Here is a 19200-nt window from a genome sequence, read left to right on the forward strand (position 1 = left end):
CTAAACTAAAAAGGTAAAAAAATTACTTTCGTAAATGGGTACACAGCTTCTCTATGCACTTCTCAAAAATCTCAATCTCCTGATCATTTAATTGCGAACGTAACTCTCGATAGAAATGTAAGTGCACCTCTTCATGGGCTCGAAAGGCACTTTTGCCTTTTTTGGTCAAAGATACAATCACACTTCTTGAATCGGTTGGATTTGGAGTTCGTTCCACTAAGTTCTTGTCTTCCAAACGGATAATAATTTGCGTAACGGCTCCCTTGGTTACCTGAAGGCGATTGGCGAGTTCACTCATTAGCACACCTCTTTCCACGCCAATCGCATCAATAGTATGAATCTCAGTCGGTGTCAAAGGACCCGCCTCTCCAAACGTATGTGGATGTTTTTCTAAACGTTGGAGCAGCATAATTAATTGGCCTAGATGCTGGCTACCTGACTTTGTACGATCTACTTTTTTCTGTTTCATATTTCGGACACTCCAATCAAAAAAACAATGTTTTTGACAAAATAATTGTAACCACCTTCAAAAATGCCAATCCTGAAACTAACGACCAAAAAGATGGAAATCAATTTTTGTAAATAAAGTATTTTGCCATTTGCGGCAAACAACAAGTACCACAAGCTATAAATAATCACGACGATACTCACTTGAACAACATGAAGTCTCCAAGGTGATTGATAAATAGTGGGCGCACAGTAATGATGAATAGCTGATAGAATCATTTACATAACGGAATACAGAATCATTCTGGTCAAATTTCTAGATGGTATCTTCATTTCCCCATCTCCATTTTGTTTAATAACTAAACTAAATAACCAAAAAAATTTAGCCCTGTCATTCGTCTAAGCGCATTTTTAGTTTAGATAATAAACTTTCTGGAGTCAAGTTAAAAATAGTTACCAACGATTTTAAATGGACTTGTCGTATTCTATTAAAGATTATGATGAATTATGGTATTTTGGGTGATTAACTCATGGAATTCTAGTCATAATCAAATGAATGGAAAATGAAGGAGTTATGACTACCTGGTCAAAAAGGATAAGCCACTCTACCATTAATCAACATCGATCATCCATAAATCGATTCTATCGTTGGTTTATGAACTTTACCACTTTCTATAAGGGGTCCTACCAACAAAACGCGGAAAACATACGTTAATTAGACTATCATAAAGAGAGGATAATTCGTTCAATATATGAGCGAATATCCTCTCTTTTTCTATAAATCAGAAAGATAAACAAGACCTTTTAAATCTTATTTAATAAGTTTAATATAATCATATGTTTAAGCTATTGGAGGAGGACAAATGAAGGTTCAAGAAGTGAAGTTGGATGGAAACAAAAGGAGATATTTATTACTCGACTCGGATGGTATTCCTGTGATGCCAGTGGCAAAATACCTCAAATATTTAGATAATACTGGAAAGAGTAGCAATACTCAAAAGACGTACTGTTATGCTTTGAAACAGTATTTTGATTACTTAGGGGAAATTGACAAGGATTATATGGAGATCATCTTACAGGACCTAGCAGAGTTTATCGGATGGTTGCGGAATCCATATAGCAGCCATAAAGTTACTCCTTTTAAAGAGATGAGGTCAAAGAAGACAGAGAGAACAGTTAACCTTACGGTTACAGTAGTTACAGCTTTTTATGATTACCTGTACCGTAATGGAGAGTTAGAACAGGACGTTCGTGACAGGCTTATAAAAGAAGTATTTACTGGGGGATGGAGACGGTACAAGAGCTTCCTCCACCATGTAAATGCAGGTAAGCCTGTAAACAAAAACATTCTGAAACTGAAAGAGCCTCGTCGCAAGGTGAAAGTTTTAGAAAAAGAAGAAGTAGAAGTATTATATGCATCAACTAGTAATATACGGGATCGCTTTCTTCTTTCCCTTCTCTTTGAGACGGGGCTGAGGATTGGTGAGGCTTTGGCACTATTTATAGAAGATTTCATCTTTGATCATAAGCATGGACATCGCATACGATTACGTGATCGGGGGGAATTATCCAACGGTGCTAAGTTGAAAACAGGAGAACGAGAAATTTACGTGTCACAAGGGCTTATGGATTTGTTTGATGACTACCTCTACGAGGTTATTGATGAGATGGAAATTGATACAAACTTTCTATTTGTAAAACTACATGGTCAAAATAAAGGGTTTCCAATGACAGATTGGGATGTTCATGCACTCTTCAAACGTCTACGAGAAAAAACAGGAGTAGAGGTACATCCCCATCTATTGCGTCATACTCACGCCACCCTGTTCTATCGTGAAACAAAAGATATTAAACAGGTTCAAGAACGTCTAGGCCATGCCAATATTCAGACCACAATGAACATGTACGTCCATCCTTCCGGTGAAGAAATTCGTGAGAATTGGGAGAAGGCACAATCAGCTTTCCAGGTTAGCAAAGATTGTAATAAGGGAGTAAAAAAATGATTAAACCAGATGTTAAGTCTATTTTGGAACAGCAAAAGTTTCACCAAAAAATTCAGAATGAGCTCGCTACTAGTATAGCATCAAAGGTTGGGCATTACAGCTCCGTTCCTAACTCTTATTTTTTAGTAAATGATGTCTGGAACCTAGATATTATAATTGAAATGGAAGATTTCGTTCGGTATAAACAGAAAAACTTTAGAAGCAAGAGTTTATATTTTTTAGCACATAATTTCTCTATTAACTTAGAATTAAAATACGTTTTTTACAAAAAATTATTTAGTCAAGAATGGGCACTGACAAGCATATTTGGTGGTCAAAGAACTTTGTTAAAGAGGTTGGCCCAATTTTTAAATGAAGTTTATCCTAATATGGACTCACTTTTAGAATTAAATTTAGAAAAAGCTCAAAAGAGATGGTTTTGGTGGCTGAATGAAAATGGGATTAAGACAACAAAAAAAACAAATAAAAAGCTATACGGGGAGTCTATTGTTTATACAGCTGAAGTTAACTTTCTTAGAATCATATATTCTTTTCGTATGTAAGTTGGCGGATTCACGCGATGAGTGGGATAAGGAAAGATGGGATGTGAGAGTGTTAAATCAATTGTACGGCATTGAATTTAACCAATCTGTTCCTAGACATTATATCAACTTCTTAAAAATAGAAAATGTATATATTCGCGATGAAGTGAAAGGATATTTTAAGCAGCGCCTATTAGGACATCGGGGTTTTTCATGGGCAACAGCAATGAACTACATGGGATTCATTCCAAAGTTTATCAATTTTATTTGCAGTCTTGAACCTGAATGGAACGACTTAACTGAATTATCTAGAGAACACGTATTGAGATATATAGAACAAGTGCATTACCATGCGAAGGTAAATTTAAAAGGAAAGAACTCGCACCCAGAACATCATATAGGAACCACCTTGGTTATCATTCGGAACTTTTTAGAAGATCTTCAAACCTATGAATATAGTATTGCCCCTAAAAAGAGTGCAAGGGTGCTTATTTTCTCTGAGGACATTCCGAAACGACGAAAAAAGAGTTACGATCATGTTGACTATATTCCGGATTATGTGCTGGAGCAACTGTTTCAAAAAATTAATTATCTTGGGGTCACCTCACGAAACGGAAATAATCGTACGCTAAGCACGCGTTGCATGAAAAAAACCGGACCCTTAAAGGGAATCCGGTAGTTTCTTAAACGTGTCTGGATCGCTTGTGGCATGATAATGTTCCGCACCCATTCGCAATCCGTCTTCTTTCTTGTCGAATGATTGCGAAAGAACAGCAACCTCCGCCCCCATGGCCCAAGTGGACTTCACAGCTAGAATTATTGGTTTTGTGGGACAAGAAATAGCTTAAGCATCCTCGTAAGCAAGGGAGGTCGAAAGGGAACGGTAGGCGTTGATCTGTTGTTCAAGTTCAGCGACTTTCTGCTCTGCACCAGCGATCGCATCGCTACCCGCGATCCAGCGAAACGGTGGTTCCTCCTGATTCGCGATGGTGATTAACGCCTTCGCAAGCTTTGCCGGGTCGCCTTCCTGTTTGCCATTCTTTTCTTTAAAGAACGCCCGGAATTGAGGATTACGCGCAGCGTAGTCATCGATAGATCGCTCGGCCCAGAAAGTTGATTCCGGTTCTAAAAGTTCGGTACGGAAGAAGCCCGGTTCGACGATGGTTGTTTTGATGCCGAATGGAGAAACATCATAACGCAACGATTCCATCCAACCCTCAAGACCAAACTTCGAAGCAGCGTAAGCGGCGTTAAATTCAAATCCGGCGAGGCCTGCCAGGGAAGAAATCGAAATAATGTGACCGGAACGAGCCTTTCGCATCACAGGCAACACGGCACGGGTGACGTTCATCGGACCATAGAGATTGGTCGCGATTTGACGTTCGATCTGCTCTTGGGTCAGCTCCTCGAAGAAACCGACATAGCAGCTGGCGGCGTTATTGACCAGTACGTCGATCGTTCCGAATCGCTCCACCGCAGCCTTAACCGCAGCCTCTGCATCTTCTGGGTTGGTTACGTCCAGTTTAACGACGAACAGGTTCTCCGCTGCGCCGATCGCTTTAGCTACTGCGTCTGGATTTCTTCCCGTAGCGACAACCTTGTGACCGGAAGCCAGCGCGGCCCGCACGATGTCCGCGCCCATACCGCGTCCTGCGCCCGTGATCAACCAAACTTTATTCTCAGACATCTTGTTTCCCCCTAAATGTGGTTTCATTATTGATGAAAGGATTACTATGCGATACAAAACAGTTAACTTCTCTCTATTACGCTGTTATTCTTCGATTTTAAACCATGGGGCTGAAGCTTGAATTACGCCCCAAAGTTTTTCCGGAAGCTCAAGCTCACTAACCTGTGAAGTCTTAATCACTGTTTGGATTTCAGACTCTTGTCCATTTTGTACCTTTTCAACCCAGTCTGGATTCATGACTAACGCGTGGCCAATCGCAGCTAGGGTAAGACCTTTATCTATTCCTTTTGCCACATCATCAGCAGTAGTCATAGAACCGGCAGCCAACACAGGAACTCTGCCTTGTACATGTTCAACAAGTAACTCAAGATACGTTTTTTCATCTTGACTGTCGACTGGCTTTGAAGAAAGAGCATCAGCCAATGAAGCATGCACATAATCAACGTCCTCTTCAATCAGACGTTCAATCAATGCATAGGTATCCCTCATTCTCAGACCACCTTCTTCTGATTCTTCAGGAGAAATTCTGTACCCTAAAATAAACGGTTTTGTTGCATGCTTCTTAATCACTTTTTTCATTTCCTGAACGACTGCCAATGGGAAACGTAAGCGATTTTCTAGAGAGCCCCCCCATTTATCGTCACGTCTATTGAAGAAAGGAGAGAAGAAGTTTTGAAGTAAAAATCCGTGTGCACCATGAACTTCAACACCATCAAAACCAGCTTCAATGGCTCGTCTTGTGGTTTCTCCAAACGCATGAATCACTTCTATTATTTCATCATGTGAAAGTTCTCTAGGTAATACTGACGGAGCAAATGCAGTAGCTTCAGTCTCTACAGCACTGGAACTAACCACTTCACCATTTGGAGTTAAAGCCGGTAGGGCTTTGTTACCTGCATGAAAAATCTGAAGTAACGCAGTAGCTCCACCGCTTTTCGCAGCATCAGCTAATTTACGTAGGCTTGGAGTAAAGGAATCGTCATAAGCTGCGAATTCATTAGTAAAACCTATACCGTTTGGTTGCACATGCGTACAGCCGGTTATAACAAGTCCAACCCCTTTTACTCTTTTGCGGTAATAGCTGACTTCCTCGTCGGAGATGGTTAGATCATCGTTGCTTGCCCAGGTTGTCATTGGTGCCATAACGACGCGATTCTTGATCGTGATGCCGTTATTGAAGGTGAAAGGTTGGAACAGTTGATTATATTTAGTATTCACTTTTTGTCCTCTTTTCATAACATATTGATCGAACGTTCGTTTATTGTCAAAACAAAAAAATTCTGGCTTACCTTATGATCTCCCGGTTGATCTATTTTATAATAAACGATCATTCGATTAAAATCAAATGGTTTTTAATCAGAGGGACTTGCCCCTCTGAAAGTATCGAACTATGCTTTTACAGCATCCCAGCACATTTGAATCAATTCGGTCACGCTTTCCTCTTTCAACTCCATTTGTCCACCAAAATATCCTTTAGCATATTGCATGGCTGGATTAAACATGAACATATGGAGCAGACTCGTATCAACCTGTTTGAAAACTTTCTGACTCTTACCTTTATCAAATAAGTTAAAGATAGGCTCAAATAAATCTATTCCTTCTTTGAGGGATAGCTTATGAAGGAGAGGCGAGTTTGAAAATTGCTCAACAAATAAAAATTCATCTTTGTTGGTCAAAATAAAGTTAATAAACTGTCTCAAGGTATGATCAAATGCTGCTCGGATGGAGATGGAGTCATCGTAATTATAAAACACTTCTAGACTCATCTTCTTTTTGATGCTCAAATACAATTTATTCAGCATATCCTCCTTGTTTTCAAAGTAAACGTAAATCGTCGAAGCAGATACGCCTGCTTTCTTCGCAATCTTGGACATTGAAGCATCCGATAAACCAATTTCATTGATCAGCTGGATCGCTGCCTTAAAAATGCTCTCACTTTTATTTTCATCTTTATGTCTCATAGTTCAAAGTTAAACGACCGTTCGATTAAAGTCAAGTAGATCCTTCAAGGATAAACTATCTTCCCGGTAGCTTAATCCCCATCTGAGTCTTTCTGTTTGTCATAATAAACTATACCCTAAACTGACGTCAGGGAGATGCTCCAAATATCGTCAGTTTAGGGTTGTGAAATTAATTTATTGACATATTCAATGAAGGGTCATAGACTTATTCCTGACACAATAAGGAAGGGGAATAGTTTATGCACGGTCAACGCATTGGTTATATCCGTGTAAGTAGCTTCGATCAGAATCCAGAACGCCAATTAGAACATGTTCAAGTAGATCGACTATTCACGGACAAAGCATCTGGTAAAGATACGCAACGGCCGCAATTAGAATCACTACTTGCGTTTGTACGCGAGGGAGATACCGTAGTTGTACATAGTATGGATCGTCTCGCTCGCAATTTAGATGATCTTCGGAAAATTGTTCAAGATTTGACCAAAAGAGGCATACGGATTGAATTTGTTAAGGAACATCTAACCTTTACTGGCGAGGATTCACCAATGGCAAATTTAATGCTGTCAGTTATGGGGGCCTTTGCAGAATTTGAACGGGCCTTGATTCGTGAACGACAGCGTGAAGGCATTGCCCTGGCTAAACAACGTGGCGTATACCGGGGGCGAAAAAAATCATTGCTTCCTGAGCAAGTGGCACAATTACGCCAACGTGCAATTGCTGGAGAAAAGAAATCTGATTTAGCCCGTGAGTACGGCATCAGTCGCGAAACAGTGTACCAATACCTACGGGGAGACTGAATATGCCGCGCCGAAGCATCCTTACCACAACTGAACGAACCTCTCTTTTAGAGTTTCCAACTGCTGAAGAAGAACTCATTCAACATTACACATTCAATGAACAAGACTTATCCGTCATTCGTCAGCACAGGGGTGGCCATAATCGTCTTGGCTTTGCCAACAGATGCTCAACCTCCGGAGACCCTTTTATCCATGGTTGCACGACAATTAGATCTAGATCCCACTCTCTGGTCTCAGTACGCGAAACGGCCTGAAACACGACGAGAACATTTCTTGGAGTTACAAACTTGGCTTGGTTTAACACCGTTTGGTACGTCTCATGCTCGCCATTTCGTCCACCATCTATCTGAACTAGCACAACAGACCGACAGAGGAGTAGCGTTAGCAACAGCTCTGCTGGGAATGTTACGACAACAGCATATTATTGTTCCTTCAATCGATGTGATTGAGCGAGTGTGTACAGAAGCTCTCACCCGAGGAACTCGAAAGTTGTATGAGGCACTGATTGCGCCTTTGTCAGAGTACCATCGGCAAAAGCTTGATGACTTGCTTTCGATTCGTGAAGGAACCATGATAAGTTGGTTATCTTGGCTACGTCAGTCACCTGGTGTACCAAATGCCAAGAATATTATTGCTCATATCGAGCGACTACGTACAATTGAAAACTTGGCATTACCGGAGGGACTAGAACGTTCTGTTCACCAAAGCCGACTATTAAAAATAGCCCGTGAGGGTGGGCAGATGACTGCACAGCATCTACGCGATTTGGAATCATTTCGCCGCTACGCCACCCTGGTGGCTGTTGTACTCAATACACGCGCTACGCTAATTGACGAAACCATTGATATGCATGACCGTATGCTTGGAAAGCTATATAACCGAGCCAAGCGACATCATTCTGATCGCTTTCAGCAGTCGGGAAAAGCAATAAACGATAAATTGCGCTTGTACTCCCGTATTGGTCGTGCATTGGTCGAAGCAAAACAAAATGGAAGTGATCCATACATAGCCATCGAATCCATTTTGCCATGGGAGATATTCGCAGAAAGCGTCACAGAGACGGAGAAGTTGGCTCAACCGGCCAATTTCGACTTTCTTCCGCTAATCGGCGACGGGTTCCCACAGCTTCGTCGATACACCCCTTCGCTACTAGAATCACTTCAACTGAAGGCAGCGCCAGTAGCAGAAGACATTTTAAAAGGAGTAAACACGATTAAAGGTATGAATCAACGACAGGCGCGTAAAGTACCGGAGGATGCACCGACAAGTTTTATTCGCAAACGATGGGAAACAGTTGTCCGGAACGAGGACGGACTTGATCGGCGCTTTTATGAACTCTGTGTGTTATCAGAACTGAAGAACTCCCTTCGCTCCGGCGACATCTGGGTGCAAGGTTCACGTCAGTTTAAAGACTTTGAGGAATATTTATTGCCTGTATCGCGATTTATAGATCAGCATAATCGACAAGAGCTTGGCCTGGCTGTAGAAACCGACTGTGACCGATTCCTGGAAGAACGGATGACAGTATTAGAATGCGAATTAGATAAAACGGAACGGCTTGCTTCGCAAAACGAATTGCCGGATGCGATCATAACAGAAAGTGGACTTAAAATCACCCCACTTTCCAATACGGTTCCAAAAGAAGCGGACTTTCTGATGCGCCAAGCATATTCTTTACTACCTCGCCTGAAAATTACCGATCTACTGCTGGAAGTGGATAGCTGGACCAATTTTACCAGTCATTTTACTCATCTTAAAACCAACGATCAGATCACCGACAAGAATCTCCTTCTGACTGTGATCTTAGCTGATGCAATTAATTTAGGACTAACTAAAATGGCGGAGTCCTCTTCCTACACTGAGACAACATATGCAAAGTTGTCCTGGTTACAGGCTTGGTATATTCGCGATGAAACTTATTCGGCAGCACTAGCTGAACTAGTAAACGCACAGTCCCGACAGTCATTTAGCGCATGGTGGGGGGACGGAACAACTTCATCGTCAGATGGTCAGTGGTTCGTAGTTGGTGGAACCGGTCAATCCATTGGTCACTTAAACTCAAAATATGGGAAAGATCCAGGCGTTACATTCTACATCCATATATCAGATCAGTATGCACCCTTTCATACCAAGGTCATCAATGCTGCCGTACGAGATGCAACTCATGTATTGGACGGTTTGCTGTACCATGAGTCGGAGTTACAAATTAAGGAGCATTACACCGATACGGCAGGTTTTACTGACCATTTATTTGGTTTAATGCACTTACTGGGTTTTCGGTTTGCACCACGCATACGCGATCTCAAAGACAAGAAACTCTATGTGACAAGTGATACGAAGCCATATCCAACACTATCGAGTTTGATCGGTGGCAACATCAAATTAAAACACATTCGAAAAGAGTGGGACGAAATTCTTCGACTAGCAGCATCAATCAAACAAGGTACCGTAACTGCCTCCCTTATGTTGAGAAAATTAGGGAGCTATCCACGTCAGAACGGGCTGGCTATGGCACTTCGGGAATTAGGGCGTATCGAACGTACGTTATTTACGCTGGACTGGCTACAGAATGTTGAGCTGCGTCGTAGAGTACAGGTTGGATTGAACAAAGGGGAGGCTAAAAATGCACTAGCTCGTGCTGTATTCTTCAACCGCCTGGGAGAATTACGTGACCGTAGCTTTGAAAATCAGCTCTATCGAGCTTCCGGTCTTAATCTAGTAGTAGCAGCCATCATATTGTGGAATACGGTCTACTTGGAACGAGCTGTACAAGAGTTGAGATCACGCGGTCAATTGATTGACGACAATCTATTACAGCACCTTTCTCCACTTGGTTGGGGACACATCAATCTGACAGGTGACTACACGTGGCAACAGAACACCTATGTGGAACGTGGCGCATTCAGACCCCTTCGTTCAGATAATAACTATTAATAAAAAATACAGTCGGCCAAAAACACGATAGGTCGGCTGTATCTGCTTAACGTACGATTTTTTCCGTTTCGTGACGTGCCCCCTTAGTGCTTGATACGTATCTTGATAATCAAGCAAGCTATAGTTTTTATGAAGATGATGGACATTCACTAAATCACAAAAAAGGCCAATATAACTTAACAAACTTTAATTTGAAGCGTAATGGCAAGAAAATTGAATTTACTAAGAGCAGCGCAGTTTCAAAGTACAAATCAACAATCAAAGCGTATAATTTAAAAATAAATAATGCAAAAGAACCATCTGAAGTAGTTGAATCTACTCGTCAATATGCAAGAGTCAACACAATGGATGATATGAACAAAACGAATCGTTCGTACTATTTTGATAGCAGCAGTCAAACTTTATATGTTCATATTCCAACTACAGCTTCAAAAGTAACGATTAAAGAGGCTAATCCTTTAACATTAAACGGCGTTAATAATAACTCAACATCAATATCAGGAAAAACTGAAGGTGGTTCTACTGTTACAGCGACTATCTCAGGTAAAAGCTATAAGGCGAAAGCAAGTTCAAATGGTTCTTTCAAAATCAACATGCCTGTTCAAAATACAGGTAAAAAAATCTCTGTATATAGCCATGATAAAAATGGAATCAAGAGTCTTACAAATGAAATCACTGTAACACGTGTTGCTCCAAATGTGCCAAGTGTTAATAAAGTGAAAAAAACAAACACAAGTGTAACTGGTTCAGCAGAGAAAAAAGCTAAAATTACCATTAAAATAGGTAAACAATTATATAAAGGTACTGTAGATTCTAAAGGGAAATTTAAAGTGAATATTCCTAAGCAAAAAGCTGGAACGAAAATTTATGTATCTGCAACAGATTCAGAAAATAAAACAAGTGCAACAAAAGTACTGACAGTATCTAACTAGTTGAATGTATTTATATGAAAATAAAAAAGCAGGAGGGGCATCCCACCTGCTTTTTCAAAAGAAATTTACGACTCTGTTACTCCTGTCTGCTGTTTCAACATTTTCTTCTTCCGAATACTCTCTTTTGCATAATAAAAAATATAACAGAAAGCTACAAAAGGAATGGTGTAAAATAATGCGACTCTTTGTGATGGGTCAAATACAACCATAACACAAGATAGTAAGCATAAAATAAATGTTACGATAGGGACAATGGGATACAAAGGTGTTTTGAATTTTAAATCCTTGATATCATTTCCTTCCTTTATATAGGAACGACGGAACATAAATTGAGAAGCTGCGATTCCCATCCACACAATGACCACTGCTAATCCAGAAATGGATACTAATACAATATAAACGGTTTTAGCTTCGATGATACTCGAGATAAGTGATAAAATTCCACCAAGCATAGTCAGAATTAAAGCATTCATCGGAACGCCTTTTTTAGTCACTTTACTAAAGGATTTCGAAATCATTTTTTCATTTGATAAAGACCAAAGCATACGAGTTGCTGCATATAAACCAGAATTTGCACAAGATAAAATAGCGGTTAAAACGACAAAGTTCATAATTGTTCCGGCATAAGGAATACCGATGCTTTCAAAAACTAATACAAAGGGACTTTTATCTACGCCAGCTTCCTTCCAAGGGATTAAAGCGGAAATAACGGTAATGCTCCCTATGAAAAAGATAATAAGTCTTATAAGTGTAGTGTGAATTGTTTTTGGAATAACCTTTTCAGGTTCAGTTGTTTCTCCAGCTGCAACACCAATTAGTTCTGTACCGGAAAAAGCAAAGTTAACTGCCAACATCGTTAAAAACACAGCGCTAAATCCGTTTGGAAAAAGACCATCATTTACAAGGTTGGAGAACAATGGGGCTTCATTATATCCTTCCATTGGAATGACTCCAAATATCGCTAACCCGCCAATAAGGATAAACAAAACGATAGCAATTACTTTTATACTAGAGAACCAAAATTCTGTTTCTGCAAAAAAGCGGACAGAAAAAGCATTAATGGCAAAAAGCAATACAATAAAGAATGCACTCCAAATCGAAACATGGATAGAAGGAAACCACCTTTCCATGATTAAACCTGCAGCTGTAAATTCAGAACCGAGCGCGACTGTCCAAGTTAACCAATAGAGCCATGCCATCGTAAATCCAGTTCCAGGGCCAATAAATTTTGTCGCATAAGTATGGAAAGAACCGGTTACAGGCATTTTAACCGTTAATTCTCCTAAACAAAGCATGACTAAATAGACGATAACGGATCCTAGTAGATAAGCAAGAATGGTTCCTATTGGTCCAGCTTGGTTAATAGTGTAGCCTGAGCTTAGAAAAAGACCTGTCCCAATAACGCCGCCAAGCGAAATCATAAATAAATGCCTGCTTTTCATCGATCGGTGCAAGGAATTTTCCTTTGTGTTTTTCGTGTCTAACATATGAATGTCTCCTTTATTAGCAATCTACTTATAGATTACAGTTTTATTGAAAAATATATAAAATACAAGCTTTTCAGAAAAATTAATAGAAGATTAAATTTTCTGAATTAAAAATATCTACTGAAATGATAAGGAGCTCCTTTTTAACCTCCTTTTTAAACTGGATAGTATGATGAAAGTGTGTATATTGCATATTGTATTTTTTTAAGAATGTATCATTCATTTGTAGAATATACAACTATATTGTCAGAAATTATGACGTGTTATTTTGTTTTAAGAAGAAGATATATAATGAAAAAGCTAAAACCTTTACCATTTATAGTCGATTTTTATTGTTGAGGGGAAAGGGGAAAATAAAAATTAAGTTTGATTATTTATATAATACAATATACAATATGCAATAAATGCATTTTTATATAACCCTATTGAATGATAGATTGGAGGAATTCGTCATGAATCAAAATTTTAATACATTATTATCTAGATTAGGCAGTCATAATCCTAAATCATTATCTACTCCGGAAACTATACCGCTTACGATGAGTTCGGTATTTGCTTTTGATGATGTAGATACTTTAAATAAAGTTTACAATGGCGAGGCGGAAGGTTTTATTTATTCACGTATGACAAACCCTGTTCATGAAGCGTTAAAAGAGGTGATGCTTTCTATTGACGGTGGAGAGGATGCACTTGTGTTTTCTTCTGGGATGTCTGCGATTACTTCAACCTTTATGACATACCTAGAAGCAGGGGATCATGTTATCGCATCACAAGTTTTATATGGGGAAACGTATGAGTTTTTAAAATATCAGTTGAAAAAATTTAATATCGATGTTTCTTTTATTGATCTTCAGGATGATTTTGAACAGTATTTTCGACCGAATACAAAACTTGTTTATACAGAAACAATTTCAAATCCACTGATGGGTGTGGAGAATATAGAAGAATTAGCAAACATCACACATAAGCATAAGGCGAAATTAGTCATTGATAATACATTTGCCACCCCAATTGTTTGCCAGCCATTAAAATTTGGAGCAGATATCGTGATATATAGTGCAACTAAATATATATGCGGACACGGAGATGTTACAGGGGGCATAATTGTGTCTAATAAAGAACCGATCAAAGCAATCGACAAGGTTGGAACGCTTTATGGCGGTTGTATGAGCCCGTTTGATGCTTGGATTTTAATCCGCAGCTTAAAAACATTAGAACTGCGCATGAAAGAACATTCTAATAATGCATATAAATTAGCAGCCTTCTTTGAAAAGCATCCAAAAATCAATAAGGTATTTTATCCTGGCTTGGAATCTTCTCCATATTTTCATATTGCAAGTTCTCATTTTAACAATGGATTGTTTGGCGGGATGCTGACGATTGATTTAAAAGGGGATGAAGAAAGTTATCGTATTTTTATAGATAATTTAGAAGGAATTAAGTTTGTGCCTAGTTTAGCTGGTGTGAAGACATCTGTTTGTGCACCTGCGATTACTTCTCATCGGAATTTAAATGATGCGGAATTGGAGGAATCAGGTATATCTAAAGGTTTTATTCGTATATCTACAGGTCTGGAAAATATTGATGATTTAATGAATGAATTTAATAAGGTTTTAGAGTTGATCTAAATAATGCCAGAGAAAATCATAAGTGGATAGAGGAAATCCCTATTCTGTTTCATAATATTAACATGAAGGAGCCTGTTTAAAGATGAAAAAGTATTGGGTCATTATATTGTTAATTTTAGCTAATTTATTTTGGGGAGGACATTATGTATTTGGGAAATTTGTTGTTGCTGATATGGATCCGCTGCAAATTACATTTTCCAGATGGATAATAGCTGTTATTTTTTTATTTCCGATTGCGCAATTAATTGAACGTCCAAAGTGGAAAGAAGTATGGAAACACTGGAAGATTTTATTAGCTATGGCTGCAACTGGCGTAATCGGATATAACTTTTTCTTATATACAGCATTACAATATACAACGCCTATTGATGCTGCGCTTATCAATTCATTAAATCCAGTGTTAATCGTTTTATTTTCGGTTGTTTTTTTGAAGGAACGTCTTGGGGTAGTAAGTATAGGTGGGATATTTATCTCGCTAGTAGGTGTATTACTTATATTAACGAAAGGACATTTAGAACAAGTTTTTTCGATTCATTATAACAAGGGCGAACTTATCATGTTATTTGTTATCCTATTATGGACGTTGTACTCTATTTTTAGCAGAAAAATGAAAGGAGTTCCTCCGATTTCTGCAACAGCAATCTCCGTGTTATTAGGACTGATTCTATTGCTTCCATTTATCTTATATACGGGAATTAGTCTGCCGCAAAGTAAGAATGCGGTTATAGGCCTCCTTTATATTGGGTTTTTTCCATCCGTATGGTCCTTTGTTTTTTGGAATATGGCAATTAGTAAAATGAATGCAAGTAAAGCTGGCATTTATTTGAATTTAATTACCGTATTTACAGCAATAATAAGTGCTTTTTTAGGAAACCCGATTTCGATGATTCAAATGGTTGGCGGCTTATTTGTTTTTATAGGCGTTTATTTATCGAATAAAAAAGGGGAGTCTTTAGTGAAGAAGGATGTGGAGGTTGTAGGGTAAAAATTGCTTTGCAGGTTGAATCTATTTGCTAGGATGGTTTGGTTCCTTAATATAATATATTGTATAATATAAACAATCATTTTATATAATTTAGGAGGAATCATTATTAGCAAGAGATATCAATCATTAAAAGACCATGTATATGATTATATAGCCAATGAAATTCAAAAGGGAATACTGTTGCCTAATCATAAAATCAATGAAGTGGCGCTCAGTAAGCAATTAGAAGTAAGCAGAACTCCTGTTAGAGAGGCATTGATTCAGCTGGCTTCAGAGAATCTTTTGGAGTATTTGCCAAGAAGAGGATTTATCGTAAAAGAAGTTGATACGAAGAAAAAACTTGATGTGTTTAAAGTAGTAAGTGTACTGGACGCATTAGCAGCCACCCTGGCATTGGAAGACATAACAGAAGATGATATAGAAAAAATGGAAGAATACGTGAAGATAATTGATCTTTCGATTTTGGAAAAAAACTATGAAGATTATCAAAAATATCAAAAGAAATTTCATGATGTTTATATGGATAAGTGCAACAACTCTACTTTAACAGGTATTTTGAAGACGCTGCAAAATAGTTTTGTAAGACAAGTTTATTTAAGCAATGACATAGATAAGCTTTTTAATGCGTCCACAAAAATGAATGAAGATCATAAAGAAATAATAAAGTGTTTTAAAAATAAAGAGAAAGATAGACTAGAACAACTTATTAAAAAACATTGGATTATTGAACATACGGATATGATTTAGATTTAATACATCCATTGGACAAGAGGAGAAACGCAGTGTGGATAACCAAATTCAAAAAATACTAGACCAATTTAATGTAGTTATTTTAGACGGCGCAATAGCAACGGAAATAGAAAAAAAGGGCGTTAATATTCAAAATGAATTATGGTCTACGAAAGCTGTTATTGATAATCCTGACAGCATTAAACAAGTGCATATGGATTATTTTAAAGCTGGAGCAGATATTGCGACAACAAATACGTATCAAGCAAGTATTGACGGATTTAGGAAGAATGGCTGGACAAAGGAAGAGGCAGAAAAACTAATCAAAAAAACGGTCTCCATAGCCAAAGAAGCACGAGATGATTTTTGGGAGAATGCATTAGAACAAGATAAAGTGGCAAGATCATTTCCGCTTGTTGCTGGCAGCATCGGCCCTTATGGAGCTTATTTGGCAAATGGGGCAGAATATACAGGAGACTATACTTTAACAGATGAAGAGTTTGAGCAATTTCATTTGCCTCGTATGCAGCTAATAAAAGAGGCCAAAGCTGATTTATTTGCCTTTGAAACGATTCCGAATTTTAAAGAAAGCAAAGCGCTCGCCAAGATGTTAACGTCTTATTTTCCAAATGATTATGCATGGCTCTCTTTTAGCATTGCAGATGAAAAGCATGTAAGTGATGGCACCCCTTTAAAGGAAGCTGTTTCTTATTTTAATTCGTATGACAATATTTGTGCGATCGGTGTTAATTGTACATCTATGTTACATATTCCAGATGTCATCAAGACGCTAAAAGAAGCAACATCTAAACCGATTGTCATTTATCCAAATGCAGGTGGATCTTATGATGCAGTAACAAAAACATGGACTGCAGAACAAGATGATGATCATTACGGTCAAATAACAAAAAAATGGCATCATGATGGGGCGGGATTAATCGGCGGATGCTGCCGAACAACACCGCAGCATATTCAACAAATTAATGATTGGGTACGTAGTTAATAGTAATAGTTAAGGAGCAGAATGAATGATTCTGCTCCTCAGGCTGTTGAAAAACGTTCGCTCTCTTCGTCACTCCCCGTTTTTTGCGGTGCTCATTACTAGGTAAAAAGGATGAACGACTAAGTACGTCACGTCCTGTGACAACGTCGTTCTGACCAACGTCCTGTTGCCCGCCGCTCCTCAAAAAGGGTCGTTCCTCGATAGACAAACGTTTTCAATCAGCCTGAAAGTTTGTAGTCTTACTTTTTCGACACTGTAAGGAGCAGAATGAATGATTCTGCTCCTTTAATTATTACTATATTAATCGTGGAAATTAGTACCATCTGTTACTGCTTTAACGACTTCTTTACGTACAACGAAGTCGCCAAAATGCTCGCCATCGTTTCGTTCTTTAGCATAGCGCGGAAGGAGTATACCTAATTCGTTCAGTATGTCTTCTTCTCCAACATTTTCACGGTATAGTTTGCTTAAGCGGCTGCCGTCAAAAGCTGCCCCAAGATACATATTGTACTTGCCAGGTCCTTTGCCGATAAAAGCAATTTCGCCAAGCGCATGACGAGCACAGCCGTTTGGACAGCCTGTCATACGAATCGTGATTTCTTCGTCCCGCAAGCCGTTTTCGTTGACGATTGTTTCAATTTTATCGATTAATGTTGGCAAATATCTTTCTGCTTCTGCCATTGCTAGACCACATGTTGGCAGGGACACACAAGCAATAGAACTGCGGCGAAGTGCAGAGTGATGTTTGCCATCCTGTAATTCATATTGGTCAATTAATGCTTGTACTTTTTTCTTTTTCTGACTAGATACATTCGCAATAACTAAATTTTGATTCGCAGTTAAACGGAAATCACCAGTATGAATTTTAGCGATTTCTTGCAAACCTGTTTTTAGTTTATAATCTTTAAAGTCTGCTATACGTCCGCCTTCAACAAATAAAGTAAAATGCCATTTTCCGTTGATGCCTTTTACCCAGCCGTAGCGGTCTGAGTTATGATCAAAATGGAATGATTTTGCTTCTTCCAGCTTCCAGCTGAGACGGTTTTCTAATTCTTCTACGACATTTTCTAATCCAAGGCGGTCTACCGTATATTTAAAACGTGCATTTTTACGTACTGAACGGTTTCCGTAGTCACGTTGTATCGTGATCACTTTTTCTGCAAGATCAAGAATTTTGTCAGGTGTACAGAAGCCAATTACTTTTGCAAGCTGCGGATAAGTGGCCTTATCGCCATGAGTCATTCCCATGCCGCCGCCGATAGCGACATTAAAACCAATAAGTTTGTCCTCTTCGATAATAGCAATAAACCCTAAATCTTGTGAATAGACATCAATATCATTAGATGGAGGAACAGCGATGCCGATCTTAAATTTCCTTGGCAAATAAAGTGCGCCATACATAGGTTCTACTTCTTCTATTTCTGGAGTGCTCGCAACCTTTTCTTCATCCAGCCATAATTCATGATAAGCTCTTGTACGCGGCAATAAATAGTCGCTTAATTTCTTTGACCACTCAAATACTTCTGCATGTACTTCTGATTGATATGGGTTAGGATTGCACATCACGTTCCGGTTCACATCACCACATGCAGCAATAGTATCTAAAAGGCTAGCGTGAATTTCTTGAATCGTTTTTTTCATATTCCATTTCAGAATACCGTGCATTTGAAATGCCTGACGTGTAGTCAGTTTTAATGTATGATTGCCGTATTTATCTGCAAGTTCATCCATTACGAGCCATTGTTCTGGTGTTGCGACACCGCCTGGCGTACGAACGCGCAGCATAAATTGATAGGCAGGCTCTAATTTTTGTTTATGGCGTTCGTTTCGTAAATCTCTATCATCCTGCAAATAGCTGCCGTGGAATTTCATCAAACGGTTGTCATCATCAGAAATACCGGAGCTAATGGGTTCAAGCATAGATTCTTTTAATGTGCCGCGCAAATAATTGCTTTCTTCTTTAATACGTTCTACATCACTTGCCGGTCCATCTGGTGCTTTTAATATTGGGTTAACCATTTTTTAAAACTCCTTTCGAAAGTATATAGTGTGTGTTCAAAAAGGTAACACATTAGAAGCAAGCCAA

The 19200-nt window shown here is 38.8% G+C and carries 15 protein-coding genes and 2 pseudogenes; 10 read left to right on the forward strand and 7 right to left on the reverse strand.

Features of this window, described 5'->3' with window-relative positions:
- Window positions 1–22: 22 nt before the first annotated feature.
- The gene (locus ACTXGU_RS05750) at window positions 23–469 is read right to left on the reverse strand and encodes a MarR family winged helix-turn-helix transcriptional regulator (RefSeq protein WP_258535796.1); all 447 of its coding nucleotides are present in this window, start codon (window positions 467–469) and stop codon (window positions 23–25) included.
- An 841-nt stretch (window positions 470–1310) separates the two neighbouring features.
- Here ACTXGU_RS05750 and ACTXGU_RS05755 point away from each other — a divergent pair.
- From ACTXGU_RS05755 to ACTXGU_RS05765, 3 genes are read left to right on the forward strand one after another with little or no spacing between them, the layout of a single operon-like run.
- A complete protein-coding gene (locus ACTXGU_RS05755; protein WP_443480540.1) occupies window positions 1311–2450 on the forward strand; it encodes a tyrosine-type recombinase/integrase in 1140 nt (379 codons plus the stop codon).
- On the forward strand, window positions 2447–2992 hold the full coding sequence (locus ACTXGU_RS05760; protein WP_443480541.1) for a transposase: 546 nt from the start codon (window positions 2447–2449) through the stop codon (window positions 2990–2992). Before ACTXGU_RS05755 ends, ACTXGU_RS05760 begins: the two co-directional genes overlap by 4 nt.
- Window positions 2937–3650: a hypothetical protein gene (locus ACTXGU_RS05765; RefSeq protein WP_443480542.1), complete on the forward strand. Its 714-nt coding sequence runs from the start codon at window positions 2937–2939 to the stop codon at window positions 3648–3650. The genes ACTXGU_RS05760 and ACTXGU_RS05765 overlap by 56 nt, the downstream gene beginning before the upstream one ends.
- On the opposite strand, the pseudogene ACTXGU_RS05770 reads toward ACTXGU_RS05765, so the two are convergent.
- The 4 genes and pseudogenes from ACTXGU_RS05770 to ACTXGU_RS05785 form a co-directional block, all read right to left on the reverse strand.
- Window positions 3639–3785, reverse strand: a pseudogene (locus ACTXGU_RS05770) (alcohol dehydrogenase); the annotation flags it as partial. The gene ACTXGU_RS05765 and the pseudogene ACTXGU_RS05770 sit on opposite strands and share 12 nt — an antisense overlap.
- A gap of 30 nt (window positions 3786–3815) precedes the next feature.
- Window positions 3816–4658 carry an SDR family NAD(P)-dependent oxidoreductase gene (locus ACTXGU_RS05775; RefSeq protein WP_443480543.1) on the reverse strand — a complete coding sequence of 281 codons (843 nt, stop codon included), beginning with the start codon at window positions 4656–4658 and terminating at the stop codon, window positions 3816–3818.
- An 84-nt stretch (window positions 4659–4742) separates the two neighbouring features.
- On the reverse strand, window positions 4743–5876 hold the full coding sequence (locus ACTXGU_RS05780; RefSeq protein WP_443480544.1) for an NADH-dependent flavin oxidoreductase: 1134 nt from the start codon (window positions 5874–5876) through the stop codon (window positions 4743–4745).
- A gap of 170 nt (window positions 5877–6046) precedes the next feature.
- Window positions 6047–6619, reverse strand: a complete 573-nt coding sequence (locus tag ACTXGU_RS05785; protein ID WP_443480545.1) for a TetR/AcrR family transcriptional regulator — start codon at window positions 6617–6619, stop codon at window positions 6047–6049.
- Window positions 6620–6858: 239 nt separating this feature from the next.
- Between ACTXGU_RS05785 and ACTXGU_RS05790 the strand changes: the two genes are divergently transcribed.
- The 3 genes and pseudogenes from ACTXGU_RS05790 (at window position 6859) to ACTXGU_RS05800 (ending at window position 11282) form a co-directional block, all read left to right on the forward strand.
- Window positions 6859–7416, forward strand: coding sequence for a recombinase family protein (locus ACTXGU_RS05790; protein WP_443480546.1), 558 nt, complete (start codon window positions 6859–6861; stop codon window positions 7414–7416).
- 2 nt (window positions 7417–7418) lie between these two features.
- Window positions 7419–10350 (forward strand): annotated as a pseudogene (locus ACTXGU_RS05795) (Tn3 family transposase).
- An 86-nt stretch (window positions 10351–10436) separates the two neighbouring features.
- Window positions 10437–11282: an Ig-like domain-containing protein gene (locus tag ACTXGU_RS05800; RefSeq protein ID WP_443480547.1), complete on the forward strand. Its 846-nt coding sequence runs from the start codon at window positions 10437–10439 to the stop codon at window positions 11280–11282.
- A 65-nt stretch (window positions 11283–11347) separates the two neighbouring features.
- Here the strand turns inward: ACTXGU_RS05800 and ACTXGU_RS05805 are convergent, their stop codons facing one another.
- Window positions 11348–12769 carry an amino acid permease gene (locus ACTXGU_RS05805; RefSeq protein ID WP_443480548.1) on the reverse strand — a complete coding sequence of 474 codons (1422 nt, stop codon included), beginning with the start codon at window positions 12767–12769 and terminating at the stop codon, window positions 11348–11350.
- A gap of 452 nt (window positions 12770–13221) precedes the next feature.
- Here ACTXGU_RS05805 and ACTXGU_RS05810 point away from each other — a divergent pair, with 452 nt between their 5' ends.
- From ACTXGU_RS05810 to mmuM, 4 genes are all read left to right on the forward strand, one after another.
- Window positions 13222–14397 (forward strand): trans-sulfuration enzyme family protein, encoded by a 1176-nt coding sequence (locus ACTXGU_RS05810; protein ID WP_443480549.1) that lies wholly within the window; start codon window positions 13222–13224, stop codon window positions 14395–14397.
- Between the two features lie 82 nt (window positions 14398–14479).
- Window positions 14480–15382 carry a DMT family transporter gene (locus tag ACTXGU_RS05815; protein WP_443480550.1) on the forward strand — a complete coding sequence of 301 codons (903 nt, stop codon included), beginning with the start codon at window positions 14480–14482 and terminating at the stop codon, window positions 15380–15382.
- A gap of 105 nt (window positions 15383–15487) precedes the next feature.
- A complete protein-coding gene (locus ACTXGU_RS05820) occupies window positions 15488–16129 on the forward strand; it encodes a GntR family transcriptional regulator (RefSeq protein ID WP_443480619.1) in 642 nt (213 codons plus the stop codon).
- Window positions 16130–16166: 37 nt separating this feature from the next.
- Entirely contained in the window at window positions 16167–17114 is a 948-nt protein-coding gene (mmuM, locus tag ACTXGU_RS05825) for a homocysteine S-methyltransferase (protein WP_443480551.1), read from the forward strand.
- A 300-nt stretch (window positions 17115–17414) separates the two neighbouring features.
- Here the strand turns inward: mmuM and cysI are convergent, their stop codons facing one another.
- Window positions 17415–19133 carry an assimilatory sulfite reductase (NADPH) hemoprotein subunit gene (gene cysI / locus ACTXGU_RS05830; protein ID WP_443480552.1) on the reverse strand — a complete coding sequence of 573 codons (1719 nt, stop codon included), beginning with the start codon at window positions 19131–19133 and terminating at the stop codon, window positions 17415–17417.
- Window positions 19134–19200: the final 67 nt, after the last annotated feature.

Source organism: Niallia sp. 01092, assembly GCF_052318935.1.
Lineage (GTDB): Bacteria > Bacillota > Bacilli > Bacillales > Cytobacillaceae > Niallia.

Excerpts from the sequence above, each read along its gene's own strand:
- ACTXGU_RS05815 (WP_443480550.1), top strand. The coding sequence starts at position 14,480 with ATGAAAAAGTATTGGGTCATTATATTGTTAATTTTAGCTAATTTATTT.
- ACTXGU_RS05750 (WP_258535796.1), bottom strand. The coding sequence starts at position 469 with ATGAAACAGAAAAAAGTAGATCGTACAAAGTCAGGTAGCCAGCATCTA.
- ACTXGU_RS05755 (WP_443480540.1), top strand. The coding sequence starts at position 1,311 with ATGAAGGTTCAAGAAGTGAAGTTGGATGGAAACAAAAGGAGATATTTA.
- ACTXGU_RS05760 (WP_443480541.1), top strand. The coding sequence starts at position 2,447 with ATGATTAAACCAGATGTTAAGTCTATTTTGGAACAGCAAAAGTTTCAC.
- ACTXGU_RS05810 (WP_443480549.1), top strand. The coding sequence starts at position 13,222 with ATGAATCAAAATTTTAATACATTATTATCTAGATTAGGCAGTCATAAT.
- ACTXGU_RS05785 (WP_443480545.1), bottom strand. The coding sequence starts at position 6,619 with ATGAGACATAAAGATGAAAATAAAAGTGAGAGCATTTTTAAGGCAGCG.
- ACTXGU_RS05805 (WP_443480548.1), bottom strand. The coding sequence starts at position 12,769 with ATGTTAGACACGAAAAACACAAAGGAAAATTCCTTGCACCGATCGATG.
- cysI (WP_443480552.1), bottom strand. The coding sequence starts at position 19,133 with ATGGTTAACCCAATATTAAAAGCACCAGATGGACCGGCAAGTGATGTA.
- ACTXGU_RS05790 (WP_443480546.1), top strand. The coding sequence starts at position 6,859 with ATGCACGGTCAACGCATTGGTTATATCCGTGTAAGTAGCTTCGATCAG.
- ACTXGU_RS05775 (WP_443480543.1), bottom strand. The coding sequence starts at position 4,658 with ATGTCTGAGAATAAAGTTTGGTTGATCACGGGCGCAGGACGCGGTATG.